The organism is Streptomyces sp. NPDC101393 (genome assembly GCF_044767385.1).
Classification (GTDB): domain Bacteria; phylum Actinomycetota; class Actinomycetes; order Streptomycetales; family Streptomycetaceae; genus Streptomyces.
Map to the genome: position 1 here is coordinate 45,597 of NZ_JBIWNU010000001.1, position 19,946 is coordinate 65,542.

17 protein-coding genes are annotated in these 19,946 nt (G+C 71.8%); 3 read left to right on the top strand and 14 right to left on the bottom strand.

Features of this window, described 5'->3' with window-relative positions:
- Positions 1 to 72: 72 nt before the first annotated feature.
- The 7 genes from truB to rimP form a co-directional block, all read right to left on the bottom strand.
- On the bottom strand, positions 73 to 999 hold the full coding sequence (gene truB, locus ACIRQ7_RS00165) for a tRNA pseudouridine(55) synthase TruB (protein ID WP_404258764.1): 927 nt from the start codon (positions 997 to 999) through the stop codon (positions 73 to 75).
- Positions 996 to 1,454, bottom strand: a complete 459-nt coding sequence (gene rbfA / locus ACIRQ7_RS00170; protein ID WP_401463601.1) for a 30S ribosome-binding factor RbfA — start codon at positions 1,452 to 1,454, stop codon at positions 996 to 998. Before rbfA ends, truB begins: the two co-directional genes overlap by 4 nt.
- 72 nt (positions 1,455 to 1,526) lie before the next feature.
- Entirely contained in the window at positions 1,527 to 1,820 is a 294-nt protein-coding gene (locus ACIRQ7_RS00175; protein ID WP_401463599.1) for a DUF503 domain-containing protein, read from the bottom strand.
- A 150-nt stretch (positions 1,821 to 1,970) separates the two neighbouring features.
- Entirely contained in the window at positions 1,971 to 5,099 is a 3,129-nt protein-coding gene (infB, locus tag ACIRQ7_RS00180; protein WP_404258766.1) for a translation initiation factor IF-2, read from the bottom strand.
- A gap of 161 nt (positions 5,100 to 5,260) precedes the next feature.
- The gene (locus tag ACIRQ7_RS00185) at positions 5,261 to 5,548 is read right to left on the bottom strand and encodes a YlxR family protein (protein ID WP_401463595.1); all 288 of its coding nucleotides are present in this window, start codon (positions 5,546 to 5,548) and stop codon (positions 5,261 to 5,263) included.
- Between the two features lie 124 nt (positions 5,549 to 5,672).
- Positions 5,673 to 6,665 (bottom strand): transcription termination factor NusA, encoded by a 993-nt coding sequence (nusA, locus tag ACIRQ7_RS00190; RefSeq protein WP_404258767.1) that lies wholly within the window; start codon positions 6,663 to 6,665, stop codon positions 5,673 to 5,675.
- Between the two features lie 2 nt (positions 6,666 to 6,667).
- The gene (gene rimP, locus ACIRQ7_RS00195) at positions 6,668 to 7,201 is read right to left on the bottom strand and encodes a ribosome maturation factor RimP (protein WP_404258769.1); all 534 of its coding nucleotides are present in this window, start codon (positions 7,199 to 7,201) and stop codon (positions 6,668 to 6,670) included.
- 119 nt (positions 7,202 to 7,320) lie between these two features.
- Between rimP and ACIRQ7_RS00200 the strand changes: the two genes are divergently transcribed.
- From ACIRQ7_RS00200 to ACIRQ7_RS00210, 3 genes are all read left to right on the top strand, one after another.
- Positions 7,321 to 7,863, top strand: a complete 543-nt coding sequence (locus tag ACIRQ7_RS00200) for a hypothetical protein (protein ID WP_404258771.1) — start codon at positions 7,321 to 7,323, stop codon at positions 7,861 to 7,863.
- Between the two features lie 655 nt (positions 7,864 to 8,518).
- Positions 8,519 to 8,998, top strand: a complete 480-nt coding sequence (locus tag ACIRQ7_RS00205; protein WP_404258773.1) for a DUF4439 domain-containing protein — start codon at positions 8,519 to 8,521, stop codon at positions 8,996 to 8,998.
- Between the two features lie 49 nt (positions 8,999 to 9,047).
- Positions 9,048 to 9,959 (top strand): aminoglycoside phosphotransferase family protein, encoded by a 912-nt coding sequence (locus ACIRQ7_RS00210; protein ID WP_404258775.1) that lies wholly within the window; start codon positions 9,048 to 9,050, stop codon positions 9,957 to 9,959.
- Between the two features lie 71 nt (positions 9,960 to 10,030).
- Here ACIRQ7_RS00210 and ACIRQ7_RS00215 read toward each other — a convergent pair whose 3' ends face one another.
- The 7 genes from ACIRQ7_RS00215 to ACIRQ7_RS00245 form a co-directional block, all read right to left on the bottom strand.
- Entirely contained in the window at positions 10,031 to 11,740 is a 1,710-nt protein-coding gene (locus ACIRQ7_RS00215) for a proline--tRNA ligase (RefSeq protein WP_404258776.1), read from the bottom strand.
- A gap of 100 nt (positions 11,741 to 11,840) precedes the next feature.
- Positions 11,841 to 12,377 carry a GNAT family N-acetyltransferase gene (locus tag ACIRQ7_RS00220; protein WP_401463581.1) on the bottom strand — a complete coding sequence of 179 codons (537 nt, stop codon included), beginning with the start codon at positions 12,375 to 12,377 and terminating at the stop codon, positions 11,841 to 11,843.
- 25 nt (positions 12,378 to 12,402) lie between these two features.
- Complete coding sequence (locus ACIRQ7_RS00225; protein ID WP_401463579.1) at positions 12,403 to 13,248, bottom strand: GNAT family N-acetyltransferase; 846 nt, start codon at positions 13,246 to 13,248, stop codon at positions 12,403 to 12,405.
- A gap of 195 nt (positions 13,249 to 13,443) precedes the next feature.
- Positions 13,444 to 14,601, bottom strand: coding sequence for a flavodoxin-dependent (E)-4-hydroxy-3-methylbut-2-enyl-diphosphate synthase (ispG, locus tag ACIRQ7_RS00230; protein ID WP_401463577.1), 1,158 nt, complete (start codon positions 14,599 to 14,601; stop codon positions 13,444 to 13,446).
- Between the two features lie 176 nt (positions 14,602 to 14,777).
- Complete coding sequence (locus ACIRQ7_RS00235; protein ID WP_404258778.1) at positions 14,778 to 16,079, bottom strand: M50 family metallopeptidase; 1,302 nt, start codon at positions 16,077 to 16,079, stop codon at positions 14,778 to 14,780.
- Positions 16,076 to 17,344, bottom strand: a complete 1,269-nt coding sequence (dxr, locus tag ACIRQ7_RS00240) for a 1-deoxy-D-xylulose-5-phosphate reductoisomerase (protein ID WP_401463573.1) — start codon at positions 17,342 to 17,344, stop codon at positions 16,076 to 16,078. Before dxr ends, ACIRQ7_RS00235 begins: the two co-directional genes overlap by 4 nt.
- Before the next feature lie 97 nt (positions 17,345 to 17,441).
- Positions 17,442 to 19,361: an acyl-CoA dehydrogenase family protein gene (locus ACIRQ7_RS00245; protein WP_401463571.1), complete on the bottom strand. Its 1,920-nt coding sequence runs from the start codon at positions 19,359 to 19,361 to the stop codon at positions 17,442 to 17,444.
- Between the last annotated feature and the right edge of the window lie 585 nt (positions 19,362 to 19,946).

Genomic DNA, 19,946 nt, shown 5'->3' on the forward strand with positions numbered 1-19,946 from the left:
CCGCTACGACAAGGGCCGGGCCCGGAGCGATGTCCCGCTCCGGGCCCGGCCACGGCCGTCGTGCGGCCCGCCTCAGGCGAACACCGCCAGGCTCTTGGCCTTGCCGCCCTGGTTCTCCACCAGCGCCAGGAACGTGCCGTCCGGCCCGAAGGCCGCGACGGGTCCCTCGGCGTCGAAGCGCGGCATCGGGATCCGTGCGCCGTTCAGCAGCAGCCGCACCTGCGTCTCGGCGACGTCCCAGCGGGTGAAGGCGGCCGCGGCCGCCTCCCCCACCGGCATGACCGGCAGGCCGTCGCCCTCGGTGTCGTCCACCGCCGCCTGGAGCTGTTCGAGCGTGCGCGCCCGGTCCAGCTTGTAGGGGCCGACCCGGGTGCGGCGCAGCGCGGTCAGATGGCCGCCGACGCCGAGCCCGGCGCCGAGGTCCCGGGCCAGCGCGCGGATGTACGTGCCGGACGAGCACTCGACGGAGACCAGCAGGTCCGTCACCGGCGTGCCGTCCTCGGCCTCCGACTCGTGGGCGGAGTGCACCAGGAACGAGGAGATGGTGACCGGCCGGGCCGGGATCTCCACGTCCTCGCCGTCGCGCACCCGCGAGTACGAGCGCTTGCCGTCGATCTTGATGGCGCTGACCTTCGACGGCACCTGCATGATCGCGCCGGACAGCTCGGCGACACCGGCGTCGATGTCCTCGCGCGCCAGGCCGTGCGCCGCCTTGGACGCGATGAGGTCGCCCTCGGCGTCGTCGGTGATCGTCGACTGCCCGAGCCGGATCGTGCCGACGTACTCCTTCTCCGTCAGCGCCAGATGCCCGAGCAGCTTCGTCGCCCGCTCGATGCCCAGGACGAGGACGCCCGTGGCCATCGGGTCGAGCGTGCCCGCGTGCCCGACCCGGCGGGTGCGGGCCATGCCTCGCATCTTCGCCACGATGTCGTGCGAAGTGAAGCCGGACGGCTTGTCGACGATGACAAGTCCGCCCGGCTTGTTGCTCTCACGCTTCATTCTGCGGCTGCGCCCTCGTCGTCCTCGTCGTCCTCGCCCGGCTTGCGGTACGGGTCGGCCTCGCCGGCGTACGCGGCGCCCGAGGACACCTCACGCACCTTGGCGTCCGACGCCCGCGCCTTGTCGAGGAGGTTCTCGATCGTCTTGGCGTTCTCCGGCAGCGCGTCCGCGACGAACGCCAGGGTCGGCGTGAACTTCGTGCCCGCCGCCGCCCCGACCGCGGAGCGCAGGATGCCCTTGGCGCTCTCCAGTCCGGCAGCGGCGCTGGCACGGTCCTCGTCGTCGCCGTAGACCGTGTAGAAGACCGTGGCCTCCCGCAGGTCGCCGGTGACCCGGGTGTCCGTGATGGTCACGTGCGTACCGAGCCGCGGGTCCTTGATTCCGCGCTGCAGCTTCTGGGCGACCACCTCCCGGATGAGGTCTGCCAGCTTCTTCGCCCGCGCATTGTCGGCCACTGGTCCGTCTCCTTCTTGTCTTCCACAATTGTGCTTCCACCGGCGACGATCCGCCCGGTTTCCTTTTCCGGATCAGTCGTCGTCGCCGTGCAGCCGCCGTCGTACCGACAGCAGCTCGACTTCGGGCCGTGCGGCGACCAGGCGCTCGCAGCGGTCCATGACATCGGTGAGATGCCCCGCGTCCCCGGAAACCGCCGCCAGACCGATCGTGGCCCGGCGGTGCAGATCCTGGTCCCCGACCTCCGCGACGCTCACCGCGTACTTGCGGTGCAGCTCGGCGACGATCGGACGGACGACGGAACGCTTCTCCTTCAGCGACCGTACGTCGCCGAGAAGCAGGTCAAAGGACAGTGTCCCTACATACATGCACAACGGGTCAAGCCACCCGTGGGGCCTTGGGGTCACCCCCCAGCGACGGCTGGGAGGGTACGAGTCCTTCGCACCGTACACGGAACGGCCGGGGCCGATCGACGGAGTTTACGCTCCGCCGACCGGCCCCGGTCAGTCGCTACGTGATCAGCCGCGCGGCTTCTCGCGCATCTCGTACGTCGCGATGACGTCGTCGATCTTGATGTCGTTGAAGTTTCCGAGGTTGATACCGCCCTCGAAGCCTTCGCGGATCTCGGTGACGTCGTCCTTGAAGCGGCGCAGACCCTGGATGTTGAGGTCCTCCGCGATGACCTTGCCATCGCGGACCAGACGGGCCTTGGTGTTGCGCTTGACCTCGCCGGAGCGGATGAGCACACCTGCGATGTTGCCGAGCTTGGACGAGCGGAAGATCTCGCGGATCTCCGCGGTACCGAGCTCGACCTCCTCGTACTCCGGCTTCAGCATGCCCTTCAGGGCCGCCTCGATCTCCTCGATCGCCTGGTAGATGACCGAGTAGTACCGGACGTCGACGCCCTCGCGGTCGGCCATCTGCGTGGCACGGCCTTCGGCACGCACGTTGAAGCCGATGACGATCGCGTCGGAGCCGGACGCCAGGTTGATGTCGGACTCGGTGACCGCACCGACGCCGCGGTGCAGCACCCGGATGTCGACCTCTTCGCCGACGTCGAGCTGGAGCAGCGAGGACTCGAGAGCCTCCACCGAACCGGACGCGTCGCCCTTGATGATGAGGTTGAGCTGCTGCACCTCGCCGGCCTTGAGCACCTTGTCGAGGTCCTCGAGGGACACCCGGCGGGTGCGCTTGGCGAAGGCGGCGTTGCGCTCGCGCGCCGCGCGCTTCTCGGCGATCTGACGGGCCGTACGGTCCTCGTCGACAACCAGGAAGTTGTCGCCGGCACCCGGGACGTTGGTCAGACCCAGGACCAGGACGGGGGTCGACGGACCCGCTTCCTCGACGTGGTTGCCCTTGTCGTCGAGCATCGCCCGGACTCGGCCGTACGCGTCACCGACGACCATCGTCTCGCCGACGCGCAGCGTGCCGCGCTGGACGAGGACGGTGGCCACGGCGCCGCGGCCGCGGTCGAGGTGTGCCTCGATCGCGATGCCCTGCGCGTCCTGCTCCGCGTTGGCGCGCAGGTCGAGCGAGGCGTCCGCGGTCAGGACCACGGCTTCGAGCAGCTGCTCGATGTTCAGGCCCTCACGAGCGGAGATGTCGACGAACATGGTGTCGCCGCCGTACTCCTCGGCCACCAGACCGAACTCGGTGAGCTGACCGCGCACCTTGGTCGGGTCGGCGCCCTCGACGTCGATCTTGTTGACCGCGACCACGATCGGCACGTCGGCCGCCTTGGCGTGGTTCAGCGCCTCGATCGTCTGCGGCATGACACCGTCGTTGGCCGCCACCACGAGGATCGCGATGTCGGTCGACTTGGCACCACGGGCACGCATGGCGGTGAACGCCTCGTGACCCGGGGTGTCGATGAAGGTGATCCGACGCTCTTCGTCGTTGACCTCGGTCGCGACCTGGTAGGCACCGATGTGCTGGGTGATGCCGCCGGCCTCGCCCGCGATGACGTTCGTCTTGCGGATCGCGTCGAGCAGTCGCGTCTTACCGTGGTCGACGTGACCCATGACGGTCACGACCGGCGGACGCGCGACGAGCATTTCCTCGCCGCCCTCGTTCTCACCGAAGTCGATGTCGAAGGACTCGAGAAGCTCGCGGTCCTCCTCCTCCGGGCTGACGATCTCGACGACGTAGTTCATCTCGTCGGCGAGCAGCTGGAGGGTCTCGTCGGTGACCGACTGGGTCGCGGTGACCATCTCACCCAGGTTCAGCATGACCTGGACGAGCGACGCCGGGTTGGCGTTGATCTTCTCGGCGAAGTCCGTCAGCGAGGCACCGCGCGACAGGCGAACCGTCGCACCGTTGCCACGGGGCAGCATGATGCCGCCCACCGACGGGGCCTGCATGGCCTCGTACTCCTGACGCCTCTGCCGCTTCGACTTGCGGCCACGACGCGCCGGACCGCCGGGACGGCCGAACGCACCCTGTGTGCCACCACGGCCACCGGGACCGCCGGGACGACCGGCGAAGCCGGGACGACCGCCGAAGCCGCCGCCACCACCGGGAGCACCCGGACGACCGGCGAAACCGCCGCCGCCACCCGGACGACCGCCGCCGCCACCGCCACCGGGACGACCGGCGAAACCGCCGCCGCCACCGGGACGACCGCCGCCGCCACCGGGCCGGCCGGCACCTGCGGGACCACGGCCACCGCCGCCACCGCCGGGGCCCGGACGCGGGCCGGCAGCGGGACGCTGCGGCATCATGCCCGGGTTGGGACGGTTACCACCGCCGCCGGGACGCGGAGCGCCACCGGGAGCCGCACCCTGCGGACGGGGCATCCCACCGGGGGTCGGACGGGCGCCGCCCTGACCCTGCGGACGGGGGCTGCCCTGGCCGCCCTGCGGACGCGGAGCGCCGCCGGGACCACCCTGGCCACCGGGACCACCCTGGCCACCGGGACGCGGGGCGCCACCGGGACGGGGGGCCTGCGGACGGGCCATGCCCGTGGAACCGCCGGACGTGAAGGGGTTGTTGCCCGGACGGGGACCGGACGGACGGGCACCGCCGGGGCGGCCGCCCTGACGGTCGCCACCGGGACGCGGAGCGTTACCGCGGCCCTGGCCGCCCTGAGCACCCTGGGCGGGCGCCGGACGGGCCGGACGCGGGCCGGGGGTGGCACCGGGACGGGGAGCCGACTGACCGGCGGCGGGAGCTGCCGGCGCGGACGGCGGAGCCTGGAACTCGGGCTGCGCGGGGGCGGCCGGAGCGGGCTTGGGTGCAGCGGCCTTGGGGGCCGGCGCGGGGCGCGGACCCGGCGTCGGGCCGGCTGCGGGAGTGCTCTTCGGGGCTTCCGGAGCCTCGGGCGCCTGCGGCGCCTCGGGGGCGGCCGGGGCCGGAGCCGCGGGGCCCGGCTTGGGCGCGCCCGGCTTCGGGGCAGCGGGACGTGCCGCCTGCGCCGGCGACGGGGACGGCTTTGCGGGGGCCGACTTGCGCGGCGCCGCGGGCTTGCCAGAGGCGCGGCCGTTGCCACTGCCTGCCTGGAAAGCGTCGGTCAACTTGCGAACAACCGGCGCCTCGATCGTCGAGGACGCCGAACGGACGAATTCACCAAGTTCTTGGAGCTTGGCCATGACGACCTTGCTCTCAACGCCGAACTCCTTGGCGAGTTCGTATACCCGGACCTTAGCCACTTCGCTCCTTCTAGGTCCGGGTTTGTCCACCGGACCGTCGCTACTTCATGGGCGTACTCATCGCGTACTCATCGAGTGCTCATCGCAATCTCGACCTACTTCCGACTCGCGAGGTACCTGGCCGCACGGTTTTCCGTGCGCTGTGCATTTCGTGCTGTGCGTTATTGCAGGGGCTGCTCTGTGTGCTCGACGAACTGGCGCAAGGCCGTCGCGTCGAACGGTCCCCGGGCCCGGTAGGCCCGGTTGAATGACCGGCGGCGAACCGCCAGGTCGAGGCAGACCAGTGTGGGGTGCACATAAGCACCCCGGCCGGGCAGCGTACCGCGAGGATCGGGGGTGCACTCACCTTCGATCACCACGATGCGCAGCAAATCGCCCTTGGCCGCTCGCTCCCGGCATCCCAGACAGGTTCGCTCAGGGCATGCGCGGGCATGCGTCCGGCCAGACACGCTTAAGTCTACCTCCCCGCGCCGACCTCACCCCGATGGGGTAAGGCCCGAACGGCTCTCAGAATTCCCGGCCGGCCGCCGCGGCACCACTTCTTTTCCGTGGGCCGCGGAGCCGCCGTGATGTTCAGTCCTGCGGTGCCTGCTGCTCGGTGTCCGGACGGATGTCGATCCGCCAGCCCGTGAGACGGGCGGCGAGCCGGGCATTCTGCCCTTCCTTGCCGATGGCCAGCGACAGCTGGTAGTCGGGCACCGTGACCCGGGCGGAGCGTGCCGCCAGGTCCACGACCTCGACCTTGCTGACCCGGGCCGGCGACAGGGCGTTCGCCACCAGGTCGGCCGGGTCGTCCGACCAGTCCACGATGTCGATCTTCTCGCCGTGCAGCTCGGCCATGACGGCACGCACGCGGCCGCCCATCGGGCCGATGCAGGCGCCCTTGGCGTTCAGCCCCGAGCGGGTGGAACGTACGGCGATCTTGGTGCGGTGACCGGCCTCGCGGGCGATGGCCGAGATCTCCACCGACCCGTCCGCGATCTCCGGGACCTCCATCGCGAACAGCTTCTTCACCAGGTTGGGGTGCGTACGCGACAGCGTCACCGACGGGCCGCGCACGCCCTTGGCCACCCGGACGACGTACGAGCGCAGGCGGGTGCCGTGCGTGTAGTCCTCACCGGGGACCTGCTCCTGCACCGGCAGCATGGCCTCCATCGGGCCGATGTCCACCAGGACGTTCTTCGGGTCCTTGCCCTGCTGGACGACGCCGGTGATGACATCGCCCTCACGCCCGGCGAACTCGCCGAAGGTGATCTCCTCCTCGGCGTCCCGCAGCCGCTGCAGGATGACCTGCTTGGCAGTGGTCGCCGCGATCCGCCCGAAACCGGAGGGGGTGTCGTCGAAGGCGCGGGGCTCGGCGCCCTCCTCCAGGTCCGCCGGGTCCTCCTTGGCCCACACCGTCACATGACCGGTGCTGCGGTCCAGCTCCACCCGCGCCTGACGGCGGCTGCCGTCGGTGCGGTGGTAGGCGATGAGGAGGGCCGACTCGATCGCCTCGACCAACAGGTCGAACGAGATCTCCTTCTCCCGCACCAAACCCCGCAGGGCACTCATGTCGATATCCACGGCTACGCCTCCTCCTTGTTCTCGTCGATCTTCTCGTCATGCTCCGCGTCGGGCTTGTCCGACTTGCGGTTGAATTCCAGCTCGACCCGCGCCTTGGCGATCTCGTCGAACGCGACCCGGCGGGCGGTCGGCTTACGGCCCTTGACGCCCGGCACTTCGAGGTCCAGGCCCTCGTCGTCCACGGTGATGATGCGCGCCACCAGCTCGCCCCCCTCGTGGAGTTGGGCCTTGATGAGGCGGCCGACGGCGCGGCGGTAGTGCCGCAGCTCGGTCAGCGGCCGGTCGGCGCCGGGCGAGGTGACCTCAAGGGTGTACGGGAGGCCGCCCATCACATCGGCATCGTCCAGGACCTGGGAGGCCTCGCGGCTCAGCTCGGCGCACTCGTCCAGCTGGACGCCCTCGTCGGAATCGACCACGATCCTCAGCACTCGCCGCTTGCCTGCGGGTGTCACCTCGATCTCTTCCAGATCCAGGTCTCGCGCGGCGACGAGCGGTTCAAGCAGTCCGCGCAGCCTCTCGCTCTGGGTCGTGCTCATCCGGGTGACTCCTCGGCCGCGTGTGCTGTTGTGGGATTGGTCGCGTGTCGGGTCAAAGCCTATCGGTTCCGGCGGGGTACTGACGATTCCGTGGTCCGTCACGGATACGCTCGCCTGCGGTGATCACTACGGAAGACCCCGGGAAGTGGAACGTGGCCCTCACACGCAGAAGGACCCTGCTGGCCGGTGCCGCCCTCGGGGGTGCGGCCCTGCTCGTCGGCTGCTCCGAGGATTCCGGCCCCGGCCGGACCGACCGCGACTTTGGTACCGAGCGGCTGCGCGCCGGGGCGGCGGACGACAGCACGGCCCTGCTGGCCCGCTACGACGCGACGCTGAGCGCGCACCCGGCGCTCGCCGGCCGGCTGCGGCCGCTGCGCTCCGAAGTCGCCCGGCACGTGCGGGCGTTCGCCGACGACGCGGATGCCCCCGCTCCTGGAGGTGGCGCGGGATCCGGCGGTCCGGCGCACCGTGCGGCGGGTGGGGCGGAGGTGCCGAAGGACGAGAAGGCGGCGCGTGCGTCGCTCGCCGAGGCGGAGCGCAAGCTCGCGGACGCCCGGACCAAGGCGCTGGTTGACGCCCCGCCGGAGGTGGCCCGGCTGCTCGCCTCGGTGGCGGCGTCCGGTGCGGCGCACGCGTATCTGCTGGCTGAGGGCGGGGCGTGACGGTGGCGTACGGGCCGCCGCGGGGCGGGCTGCCCGGGGGCGGGCCCTCGGGGTGCGGGCCGCGTGCCTGGGGCGGCCTGTGCCGGGGGTTCGGCCGGGGTGCGTGGGTGGGGGCCGGAGGGTCCGCACCGGGGCGTCTCCTCGACGCATGTGCCCTCGGCTACGTGCAGAAGTGGGCCCCCGTCCGGCACCTGTCGCTGCGGGGACTCCCCGGTACGGCCCCTCCGGCCCTACGTACACTCCCGACCGCCTCACCGCTCCACGACCGTCACCACAACACCAAGACACACGCAGCGCCTGGGGCCGCACAGGCACCCAGCCCCAGGGGCGCGCGCAGACCCACCCCCCGGGCCCGCACCTGCGAGCAGCGGCCCCGGCGCACGTCTCTCGTGTCCCTGGACGGTCATGGGCACGGCGGGAGAGTCGGCGACGGCGGACGGCCGGAGGGGGGCCGCCCCGGGGTGTCCCCGCAGCGACAGGTGCCAGACGCGGCCCCACCCATTCCACGTACCCGAGGGCACATGCGTCGAGGAGACACCCCGGGGCGGGCCCCCCCCCGCCCCCCCCCCCCCCCCCCCCCCCCCCCCCCCCCCCCCCCCCGGCCCCACCACCCACCAACCGAACCCACCCGACCCACGGACAGGGCGTACGACGAATGACGGCTGAGACGAGCGACGAGCTGGCGGCGGTGCAGGCGGCGCTGGCCGCCGAGCATGCGGCGGTGTACGGCTACGGCGTGGTCGGCGGGCGGGTCGCGGGCGACCACCGCAAGGAGGCGCAGGCCGCGTACGACGGCCACCGGGCGCAGCGCGACGCACTGCGGCGCACGGTGCGCGACCTCGGCGGAAAGCCGCACGCCGCGGCCGCCGCCTATGAACTGCCGTTCCCGGTACCGGACGCGGCCGCCGCGGCCCGGCTCGCGGCAGAGCTGGAGGACCGGCTGGCCGCCGTCTACGCGGACCTGGTGCGGGCCGGCGGTGCGGCCCGCCGCAAGGAGGCCGCGGCCGCGCTGCGGGCGGCGGCGGTGCGGGCGGTGCGCTGGCGGGGCAGCGGCGTAGCCTTCCCTGGGCTCGTGGAACGGGCCACGGCCGGCGCTCCGTCCGGCTCCCCGAGCGCGTCGGCGAACGCGCTCTGAACGACCGGCCGCCCCACGGCCACCGCCCCACGAAAGGGACAGCTCAAGCATGGCAACGGCACCCATCGAACTGCCGCAACGGTTGGTGAGCTCGCTGAGCGGCGATCAGGACAGTCCCGTACGGGTCTGGCTGGCCGCGCTGCCGGCAGTGGTTCAGCAGCGGCTGGACGCCTGGGAGCTGACGCTGGAGCGGGTGCACGCGCCGGGTGGCCGCAGCAGTCTGCTGGCGCTCGTACGGCAGCGGGACGGGTCGCCGGCGGCGCTGAAGTTCCCGGTGCCGGGGCGGGTTTCCGCGCACGAGGGTGCGGCGCTGCGGGTATGGGACGGCTGGGGTGCGGTGCGGCTGCTGCGGTCCGACGAAGCGAGTGGGGCGCTGCTGTTGGAGCGGTTGCAGGGCTCGGTGTCGCTGCGGTCGCTGCCGGAGGCGAAGGCGTTGCTGGAGGCGGCGGGTACGGCGCGGCGGCTGTGGGTCGAGCCCGGTGAGGGGCATCCCTTCGAGACGTTGTCGGGCCGTACCGAGGAGGCGGCGGAGTCGCTGCGGACGGCGGGTGCGCTGGTGGCGGCGGCCGGGCCGTTGGTGGACGAGGCGCTGGAGCTGCGGCGGGCGTTGCCGGCCGGGAGCACGGAGGCGGTCTTGCTGCACGGGGCGTTCCGGCAGGGAAAGGTACTGGCCGCCGAGCGGTCCCCGTGGCTGGCGATCGGGCCGGCGCCGGTGGTCGGCGAGCGTGCGTACGACCTGGCGGGTCTGGTGCTGGACCGTTTCGAGGATCTGGTGGCCGGTTCGGGGGCGGCGGCCGCGACCCGCCGCCGGGTGGCGAAGCTGGCGGACTCGCTGGAGGTGGACCGGGACCGGCTGCGCGACTGGACGCTGTACCGCGCGGTGGACGCGGGTGTGCGGGAGTCGGCGGTGGGTGACCGGCAGCGGGGTGAGCTGCTGCTGGAGTTCGCGGCCTGGCTGTAGGGCGGGGCCGGAGATACGCGCGAAGGGCCGGCGGGGTGTCGCACCCCGGCCGGCCCTTCGTCGTGCGGGTGTTACGCGCTGAGGCGGGCGACGGCCTCCTCGACCGTCAGCTCCTCGCGCTCGCCGGTGCGGCGGTCCTTGACCTCGACGACGCCCTCGGCGGCACGGCGGCCGGCGACGACGATGGTCGGGACGCCGAGCAGTTCGGCGTCGGTGAACTTCACGCCGGGCGAGACGCCGGGACGGTCGTCGACGAGGACCCGCAGGCCCGCGGCGCCGAGCTTGTCGCCGACCTCCAGGGCGAGTTCGGTCTGCTTGGCCTTGCCGGCAGCGACGACGTGCACATCGGCCGGGGCGACCTCGCGGGGCCAGCACAGGCCGGAGGCGTCGTGGGTCTGCTCGGCGAGGGCGGCGACCGCGCGGGAGACGCCGATGCCGTAGGAGCCCATGGTGACGCGTGCGGGCTTGCCGTTCTGGCCGAGTACGTCCAGCTCGAAGGCGTCCGCGTACTTGCGGCCGAGCTGGAAGATGTGGCCGATCTCGATGGCGCGGTCGATGCGCAGTCCGGTGCCGCAGTTGGGGCAGGGGTCACCGGGCTCGACGACGACCACGTCGAGGTAGTCGTCGACGTCGAAGTCCCGTCCGGCGACGACGTTCTTGGCGTGGGTGCCGGGCTTGTTGGCGCCGGTGATCCAGGCGGTGCCGGGGGCGATGCGCGGGTCGGCGATGAAGCGGAAGGACTTGCCGGCCATGCCCTGCGGGCCGACGTAGCCCCGGACCAGGTCGGGGCGGTCGGTGAAGTCCTCGGCGGTGACGAGTTCGACGGCGGCGGGGGCGAGGTGCTCGCCGAGCTTGCCGAGGTCGACCTCGCGGTCGCCGGGGACACCGACGGCGACGATCTCGCCGTCGACCTTGACCAGGAGGTTCTTCAGGGTCGCCGAGGCCGGGACGCCGAGGTGCTCGGCGAGCGTCTCGATGGTCGGGGTGTCGGGGGTGTCCAGCTCCTCGACGGGGCCGTGCGCGGAGCCGTCGGCCGGGGCGATCTTGGCGGTGACGGCCTCGGTGTTGGCGGCGTAGTCGCAGGCGGGGCAGTCGACGAAGGTGTCCTCGCCGGCCGTGGCGGGCGCCAGGAACTCCTCGGAGGCGGAGCCGCCCATCGCGCCGGAGACGGCGGAGACGATGCGGTAGTCCAGGCCGAGCCGCTCGAAGATCTTGGTGTAGGCCTCGCGGTGCAGGGCGTAGGACTCGACCAGGCCCTCGTCGGTGGTGTCGAAGCTGTACGAGTCCTTCATCTGGAACTCGCGGCCGCGCAGCACGCCGGAGCGGGGGCGGGCCTCGTCGCGGTACTTGGTCTGGATCTGGTAGAGGATCACGGGCAGGTCCTTGTAGGACGTGCACTGGTCCTTGACCGTCAGGGTGAAGATCTCCTCGTGGGTGGGGCCGAGGAGGTAGTCGGTGCCCTTGCGGTCCTTGAGGCGGAAGAGCAGGTCGCCGTACTCCTCCCAGCGGCCGCTCGCCTCGTAGGGCTCCTTGGGCAGCAGGGCCGGGAGGAGGACTTCCTGGCCGCCGATGGCGTCCATTTCTTCCCGGACGATGCGGGAGACGTTCTCCAGGACCTTCTTGCCCAGCGGCAGCCAGGTCCAGATGCCGGCGGAGGTACGGCGGACGTACCCGGCGCGCACGAGCAGCTTGTGGCTGGCGGTCTCGGCGTCGGCCGGGTCGTCGCGCAGCGTCTTGATCATCAAGCGGGACATGCGCTGGACCTGTGCGGCGTTGGCCATGGGAGTTTCTCCTGCGTAAGAACGATGACTCCCAGGAGGTTAGCCGCAGGGATGTGGCACAAGGAAATGCGTTCCTTGCGCGGCGGACGGCCCCGTGGCCTCAGGAGCGCAGCAGCGGCAGCGGTGCGCCCATCACGGCGTACGGCGTCGGGGCGCTGGGGAACAGGACGCGGCGGGCGAGGTCGCGGTAGCCCAGCGAGCGGTAGAGGCCGCGGGCCGGGCTCTCGATGTCGATGGCGGAGAGGATGCTGCGGGGTTCGGCGGCGCTGTCGGTGAGGCGGGTGATGAGGCTCCGGCCGATGCCGCGGCCCTGGTAGGAGGGGTGGACGTGCAGCTCGGTGATGACGAAGGAGTCGTCGAGCCAGTGGTCGAGCCGCTCGTTGCGCAGGCAGGGCTCGACGACGGTGGACCACCAGTGGGCGCGGTCGTTGGGCATGCCGTAGACGAAGCCGACGAGGCGGCCGGCGGGGGTGGTGGCGCCGAGCGCGCGGGCGCCGGGGCAGCCGAGGTGGCGCAGCACGATGTGCCGGCGGACGGTGATCTCGTCGTCGGTGAGGCCGAAGGCGAGCGCCTGGACGGCGAGCGCGTCGTCCACGCGGGCAGCGAGATCGAGGGGGCCGACCGCGACGTCATCCATGGGCGGGAGCGTACAAGGCCCCGGGTCAGAAGAGCACGCTCATGAACGCGCCGACTTCCTGGAACCCGACGCGGCGGTAGGAGGCGCGGGCGGCGGCGTTGAAGTCGTTGACGTAGAGGCTGACGACGGGGGCGACGTCGCTGAGGGCGTAGCGCAGCACCGCGGCCATGCCGGTCTCGGACAGGCCCTGGCCGCGGTGGGCGGGGTCGACCCAGACGCCCTGGATCTGGCAGGCCTTCTGGGTGGCCGCGCCGATCTCGGCCTTGAAGACGACCTTGCCGTCCTCGATGCGGGCGAAGGAGCGGCCGGAGCCGACGAGTTCGGCGACCCGGGCCTGGTAGAGAAGTCCGCCGTCACCGGCCATCGGGGAGATGCCGACCTCTTCGGTGAACATGGCCACGCACGCGGGCATGATCACGTCCATCTCGTTCTTGCGGATCCGGCGGACGTGCGGGTCCGGGGCGATCTCGGTGGACGGCGCGCTGGTGACCATCAGGGGCTGGTGGGCGCGGATCTCGCGGGCCGGTCCCCAGTGGGGTTCCAGGAGGGACCACAGTTCGGCGGTGGGGCCCTCTGGGCCGACGAGGGAGGAGCAGCGGCGGCCCTGGCGGCGGGCGCGTTCGGCGAAGCCGCGGATGGCTTCGGAGGTGGCGCAGACGGGGACGAGGTTGGCTCCGGCGTAGCAGAGGGATTCGAGCCGTCCGTCGACGTACCAGCCCCACATCTCGCCGCCGAGCCGCCAGGGGTCGAGCCCGGCGATCTGTACGCGGGCGGCGACGAAGGCGTTGGCGACCGGGTCGCGGTCCAGGACCGCGAGGGCGTCGTCGAGCTCCCCGGGCTCCAGGACCTTGATGGTTGTGGTCGTCAGCACGTGTGGGAATGCCTCACCGATACGGGCCTGGGAGGCCAGGCGGGAGCAGGTCTGGAAACTTTACCTCCCACTGCTCCCAAGGGCCCGGCCCACGGGGGCGGCGGCTGCTATCGGGGCGTACGTGAGCCCCGCGGCCCGGGGCGGGCGGCGGGGCTCGGACGCGGTGCGGCGGCGCTGCGGGGGCGGCGCCGGGGGTTACTCGCCGGCGGTGACGACCGGGGCGCCGGAGGCCACGCCGTCCTTCTCCATCTGCTCGGCGATCTTCATGGCCTCGTCGATGAGGGTCTCGACGATCTTCGACTCGGGGACGGTCTTGATGACCTCGCCCTTGACGAAGATCTGTCCCTTGCCGTTGCCGGAGGCGACTCCGAGGTCGGCCTCACGGGCCTCGCCGGGGCCGTTGACGACGCAGCCCATGACGGCGACGCGCAGCGGCACCTCCATGCCTTCCAGGCCCGCGGTGACCTCGTCGGCGAGCTTGTAGACGTCGACCTGGGCGCGGCCGCAGGACGGGCAGGAGACGATCTCCAGGCGGCGCGGCTTGAGGTTGAGGGACTCCAGGATCTGCAGGCCGACCTTGACCTCTTCGGCGGGCGGCGCGGAGAGCGAGACGCGGATGGTGTCGCCGATGCCCTCGGACAGCAGCGCGCCGAAGGCGACCGCCGACTTGATGGTGCCCTGGAAGGCGGGCCCCGCCTCGGTCACGCCGAGGTGGAGGGGGTAGTCGCTCTGGGCGGCGAGCTGGCGGTAGGCGTTGACCATCACGACCGGGTCGTTGTGCTTGACCGAGATCTTGATGTCGCGGAAGCCGTGCTCCTCGAAGAGGGACGCCTCCCAGAGGGCGGACTCGACGAGCGCCTCGGGGGTGGCCTTGCCGTACTTCGCGAGGAGGCGGGCGTCCAGGGAGCCGGCGTTGACGCCGATCCGGATCGGCGTGCGGGTCTCGGAGGCCGCCTTGGCGATCTCCTTGACCTTGTCGTCGAACTGCTTGATGTTGCCGGGGTTGACGCGGACCGCGGCGCAGCCGGCGTCGATCGCGGCGAAGACGTACTTCGGCTGGAAGTGGATGTCCGCGATGACCGGGATCTGGGACTTCCTGGCGATGACGGACAGCGCGTCGGCGTCGTCCTGCGTGGGGCAGGCGACCCGCACGATCTGGCAGCCGGAGGCCGTCAGCTCGGCGATCTGCTGCAGCGTCGCGCCGATGTCGGACGTGCGTGTGGTCGTCATCGACTGCACCGAGACCGGTGCGTCTCCACCCACGGCGACCGTGCCGACCTGGATCTGGCGGCTGACCCGGCGGTCGGCCAGCTTGGTCGGTACGTCCGGCATTCCCAGTGAAATGGCAGTCATCTGGCGAGCAACCCCAAGGTGTGGATCCAGGTCCCGAATTCGACGGGCTCCGGCCATCGAGATTACGTCACCGGGCCGACCCGGGGCACATCGATCCCTCGTGGCCCCTCGAATGGGGGCGGCCGGGCACTCCTGTGCCTCTGGGGAGCGCCCGGCCGTGGTGGTGCGAAGACCCGCTAGGTGAGTTTGACCGGGTTCACGACGTCGGCCACCAGGACGAGCAGGGTGAAGCAGATGAAGATGCCGGCGACGACGTAGGCGACGGGCATCAGCCGGGCGACGTCGAAGGGGCCCGGGTCGGGACGCCGGACGATCTTGGCGAAGGCCCGTCGGACCGACTCCCAGAGCGCGCCGGCGATGTGTCCGCCGTCGAGCGGCAGCAGCGGCAGCATGTTGAACAGGAACAGCGAGAGGTTGAATCCGGCGACCAGGAAGAGCATGGTCGCCACCCGCTGCTCGGGCGGGATGTCGAGGGAGAAGACCTCGCCGCCGACCCGGGCGGCGCCGACGACGCCCATCGGGGAGTCCTGCTTGCGTTCGCCGCCGTTGAACGCGGCGTCCCACAGGTCCGGGATCTTGGTGGGCAGGTTGACCAGCGATTCGGCGCCCTGCTGGACCATGCCGCCCATGCGGTCGACGGACTGGCCGAAGGACTGCTGGACGACGCCGCTGGCCGGGGTGAAGCCGAGGAAACCGGCGGTGACGAACTCGCCGGGGACATAGCCGCCGCGGCCGTCGGTCTTGGCGACCTTGTTCTCGATGAGGTCGGCGTGCAGGGTCCGCTGGGTGCCCTTGCGGTCGATGACGATCGAGGCGGGGCCCGTCGTGTCGCGGATCTGCTGCTGGAGGGCGTCCCAGTCCGGGACGGGCCGGCCGTTGAAGGAGACGATCTTGTCGCCGGCACGGAGGCCGGCGGCCTTGGCCGGGGAGTCCTTGGCGGAGGAGGGGCACTTGTCGGACTTGGCGGAGGCCGAGATGACGCAGTCCGAGACCGAGCCGACCTGAGTCGTCTGGGTGTTGATGCCGAAGCCCATCAGCACGCTCATGAAGATCACGACCGCGAGGATCAGGTTCATGAACGGCCCGGCGAACATCACGATGACGCGCTTCCACGGCTTGCGCGTGTAGAACAGCCGCTTCTCGTCGCCCTCCTGGAGCTCCTCGAACGCGGCGGACCTGGCGTCCTCGATCATGCCGCGCCACGGTGAGGTGGAGCGGGCCTGCAGCTTCCCGTCGTCGCCGGGCGGGAACATCCCGATCATGCGGATGTAGCCACCGAGCGGGACGGCCTTGATGCCGTACTCGGTGTCGCCCTTCCTGCGGGAGAAGATCGTCGGCCCGAAGCCCACCATGTACTGCGGTACCCGGATGCCGAAGAGCTTGGCCGTGGAGAGGTGGCCGAGTTCGTGCCAGGCGATGGAGAAGAGCAGGCCGACGACGAAGACGACTATGCCGAGGATGGTCATCCACGTCGTCATGCGCGAACCTCCGAAGGTGTACGTGCCGCACGGGCAGCCAGTTCGCGGGCGCGGGCGCGCGCCCAGGTTTCCGCCTGCAAGACGTCCGCGACGGTCAGGGAGGTTCCCTGTGCGGGAGTGCCGTGCTCGGCGACCACTGCGGCGACCGTATCCACAATCCCTGTGAATGGCAGCCCGCCGTTGAGGAACGCGTCCACGCATTCCTCGTTCGCGGCGTTGAAGACGGCGGGCGCGGTGCCGCCGAGATCACCGACGTGGCAGGCCAGCGGGACGGACGGGAAGGCCGCCTCGTCGAGCGGGAAGAACTCCCAGGTCTGCGCCGTGGTCCAGTCGATGCCGGGGGCGGCGTCCGGGATCCGCTCCGGCCAGCCCAGGCCCAGCGCGATCGGCATCCGCATGTCGGGCGGGCTGGCCTGGGCGAGCGTCGAGCCGTCGGTGAACTCCACCATCGAGTGGATGTAGGACTGCGGGTGGACGACGACCTCGATGCGGTCGAAGGGGACGTCGAAGAGCAGATGCGCCTCGATGACCTCCAGGCCCTTGTTGACCAAGGTCGCGGAGTTGATGGTGACGACCGGGCCCATGGACCAGGTGGGGTGGGCCAGTGCCTGTTCGGGGGTGACGCCGGTCAGCTCCTGCTTCGTCCGGCCGCGGAACGGGCCGCCGGAGGCGGTGACGACGAGCTTCGAGACCTCCGCGCGGGCGCCGCCGGTCAGTGCCTGGAATAGCGCGGAGTGCTCGGAGTCGACGGGGATGATCTGGCCGGCCGCGGCGGCGGCCTTGACCAGGGGCCCGCCGACGATCAGCGACTCCTTGTTGGCCAGCGCGAGCACCCGGCCGGCCTTGAGGGCGGCGAGGGTGGGGGCCAGACCGATGGAGCCGGTGATGCCGTTGAGGACGGTGTGGCAGTCGGAGGCGGCGAGTTCGGTGGCCGCGTCGGGGCCCGCCAGGATCTCGGGCAGCGGCTCGCCCGCCCCGTAGCGCGCCGACAGCGCCTCGCGCAGCGCGGGCACGGTGTCCTCGCGCGCCACCGCGACGGCGGTCACCCGCAGCCGGTGCGCCTGCTCGGCGAGCAGGTCCACCCGGCCGCCGGCCGCGGAGAGCGCCGTCACCCGGAAGCGGTCGGGGTTGCGCAGCACGATGTCGATCGCCTGGGTGCCGATCGAACCGGTCGACCCGAGGATGACGAGGGAGCGGGGGCCCGCTCCTGAGGCCGTGGGAGCCGGCTCGAAACGCAGGTGCGGGTGGGCGAGGGAGTCCGTCATGTGGTCCATTGTGGCCGGTCGGCGGGGCGGTGTGGGCACCGCCTCGTACGGGCGGCCCGTGGGCCACCAGTACGAAGCGGTGCCGGACCCGCCGGTGTCAGCGGATCGGGCGGTGCTGGTTGTCCTTGGTGCTCGGGCCCGGGGTGGCGTCGGCGATCCAGGGGCCGTCGCCGCTGGGGTCGATGACGCCCTCCTCCAGCCAGGTGTAACTGCCGGCCAGGACGCCGGAGACGACCTTGCGGTCGAGGTCGTCGGTGTTGGCCCACAGCCGGGCGAACAGCTCCTCGACGCGGATGCGCGACTGGCGGCAGAAGACGTCGGCGAGCTGGTGCGCCTCGCGGCCGTGGTCGTCGGTGATCCGCAGGTGCTCGGCGCGGACGCAGGCGGCGCTCATCGCGAAGAGTTCGGCGCCGATGTCGACGATCCGTCCGAGGAAGCCCTGCTTGGTCTCCATCCGGCCCTGCCAGCGCGACATGGCGTAGAAGGTGGACCGGGCGAGCTTGCGGGAGGCCCGCTCGACGTACCGCAGATGCCCGGCCAGTTCTCCGAACTCCTGGTAGGTGGTCGGGAGTTGGCCGGGACCGGCGACGAGCTTGGGCAGCCAGCGGGCGTAGAAGCCGCCGGCCTTGGCCGCGGCCCGGCCCTTGTCGGCGAGGGACTTGTCGGGGTCGATGAGGTCCCCGGCGACGGACAGGTGGGCGTCCACCGCCTCGCGGGCGATCAGCAGGTGCATGATCTCCGTCGAGCCCTCGAAGATGCGGTTGATCCGCATGTCGCGCAGCAGCTGTTCGGCGGGGACGGCGCGTTCGCCGCGGGCGGCGAGCGAGGCGGCGGTCTCGAAGCCGCGGCCGCCGCGGATCTGCACCAGCTCGTCCGCCATCAGGCAGCCCATCTCGGAGCCGAAGAGCTTGGCGAGGGCGGCCTCGATGCGGATGTCGTTGCGGTTCTCGTCGGCCATCTGGGACGAGAGGTCCACGACGGCTTCGAGGGCGAAGGTGGTGGCGGCGATGAAGGAGATCTTGGCGCCGACGGCCTCGTGCTCGGCGACCGGCTTGCCCCACTGCTCACGCGCCGCCGACCATTCGCGGGCGATCTTCAGACACCACTTGCCGGCGCCGACGCACATCGCGGGCAGCGACAGCCGGCCGGTGTTGAGCGTGGTCAGGGCGATCTTCAGCCCGGCGCCCTCGGCGCCGATGCGCTGGTCGGCGGGCACCCGGACCCGGTGGAAGCGGGTCACGCCGTTCTCCAGGCCGCGCAGGCCCATGAAGGCGTTGCGGTTCTCGACGGTGATGCCCGGCGAGTCGGCCTCGACGACGAAGGCGGTGATGCCGCCCTTGTGCCCTTCGGACGCGGGCACCCGCGCCATCACGACCAGCAGGTCGGCGACCACACCGTTGGTGGTCCACAGCTTCACGCCGTCCAGGATGTAGTCGTCGCCGTCCGGGACGGCGCTGGTCGCCAGGCGTGCGGGGTCGGAGCCGACGTCCGGTTCGGTCAGCAGGAACGCGGAGATGTCCGTACGGGCGCAGCGCGGCAGGAAGGCCTCCCGCTGCTCCTGGGTGCCGAAGATCTTCAGGGGCTGGGGTACGCCGATGGACTGGTGCGCGGAGAGCAGCGCGCCGATGGCGGGGCTGGCGGTGCCGACCAGGGAAAGGGCGCGGTTGTAGTAGACCTGCGTGAGTCCGAGGCCGCCGTATTTGGTGTCGATCTTCATGCCGAGCGCGCCGAGTTCCTTCAGGCCCCGGATGGTCTCGTCGGGGATCTGGCCCTCGCGCTCGATCCGGGCGCTGTCGATCTGCGTCTCGCAGAATTCGCGCAGCGTGGCGAGGAACTTCTCCCCGCGCCGTACGTCGTCCGCGGCCGGCGTCGGATGCGGATGGATCAGGTCGAGCCGGAAGCGCCCCAGGAACAGTTCCTTGGCGAAGCTGGGCTTGCGCCAGTCCTGCTCTCGGGCCGCCTCGGCCACCTGCCGTGCCTCGCGCTCGGAAACCTTGCGGACGGACGGAGCGGTCATCAGGAGCTCACCTCACCGCTGATCGGGATGGCGCCGGCGGACCGGGCGGCCACCGGGCGGTGCTACTTGTGAGAGTTACCCGATCCGCGGGGGTTGCACCACTGGTGGCGTACCAAGGGCGGGACATCCCGTTTTCCCCGCGCCGTACGCCCGGCGCCTTGGGCCGCTTCGCCGGTGGGGCGCAGGCCGGCGGGACGAGCACGGGAGCGCGCGAAGGGCCACCGCAAGCCGGTGAACGGGTGGAATCGGGCGCGTGGTTGCGGGGCTGCCGATGGGGAGGCGGCGGTCGCGGGGCGCATCGGCCTTCCGGGGGGAACCCCGCGTACTGCGCTGGTTGCAGACCCGGCGGCGGCTTCCACCCCCGGGCACAGTCGCGGGTCCGTCTCAGAGCGGAGGAAGCGGGGTGTGCGCAGGCCGTACCGTCGAGTTCCGGCAGTCGGGGGCCCATGCCGGCGGGAAAAAGGGGGGCGCGGGGGGGGGGCGCCCCCGGGGGGGGGGGGCCCCCCCCCCCCCGGCCCCCCCCGGGGGGGGGGGCGGCCCGGGGCCGGGGGGCGCGGGGGCCCGGGGGTGGGCGCCCCCGGGCAC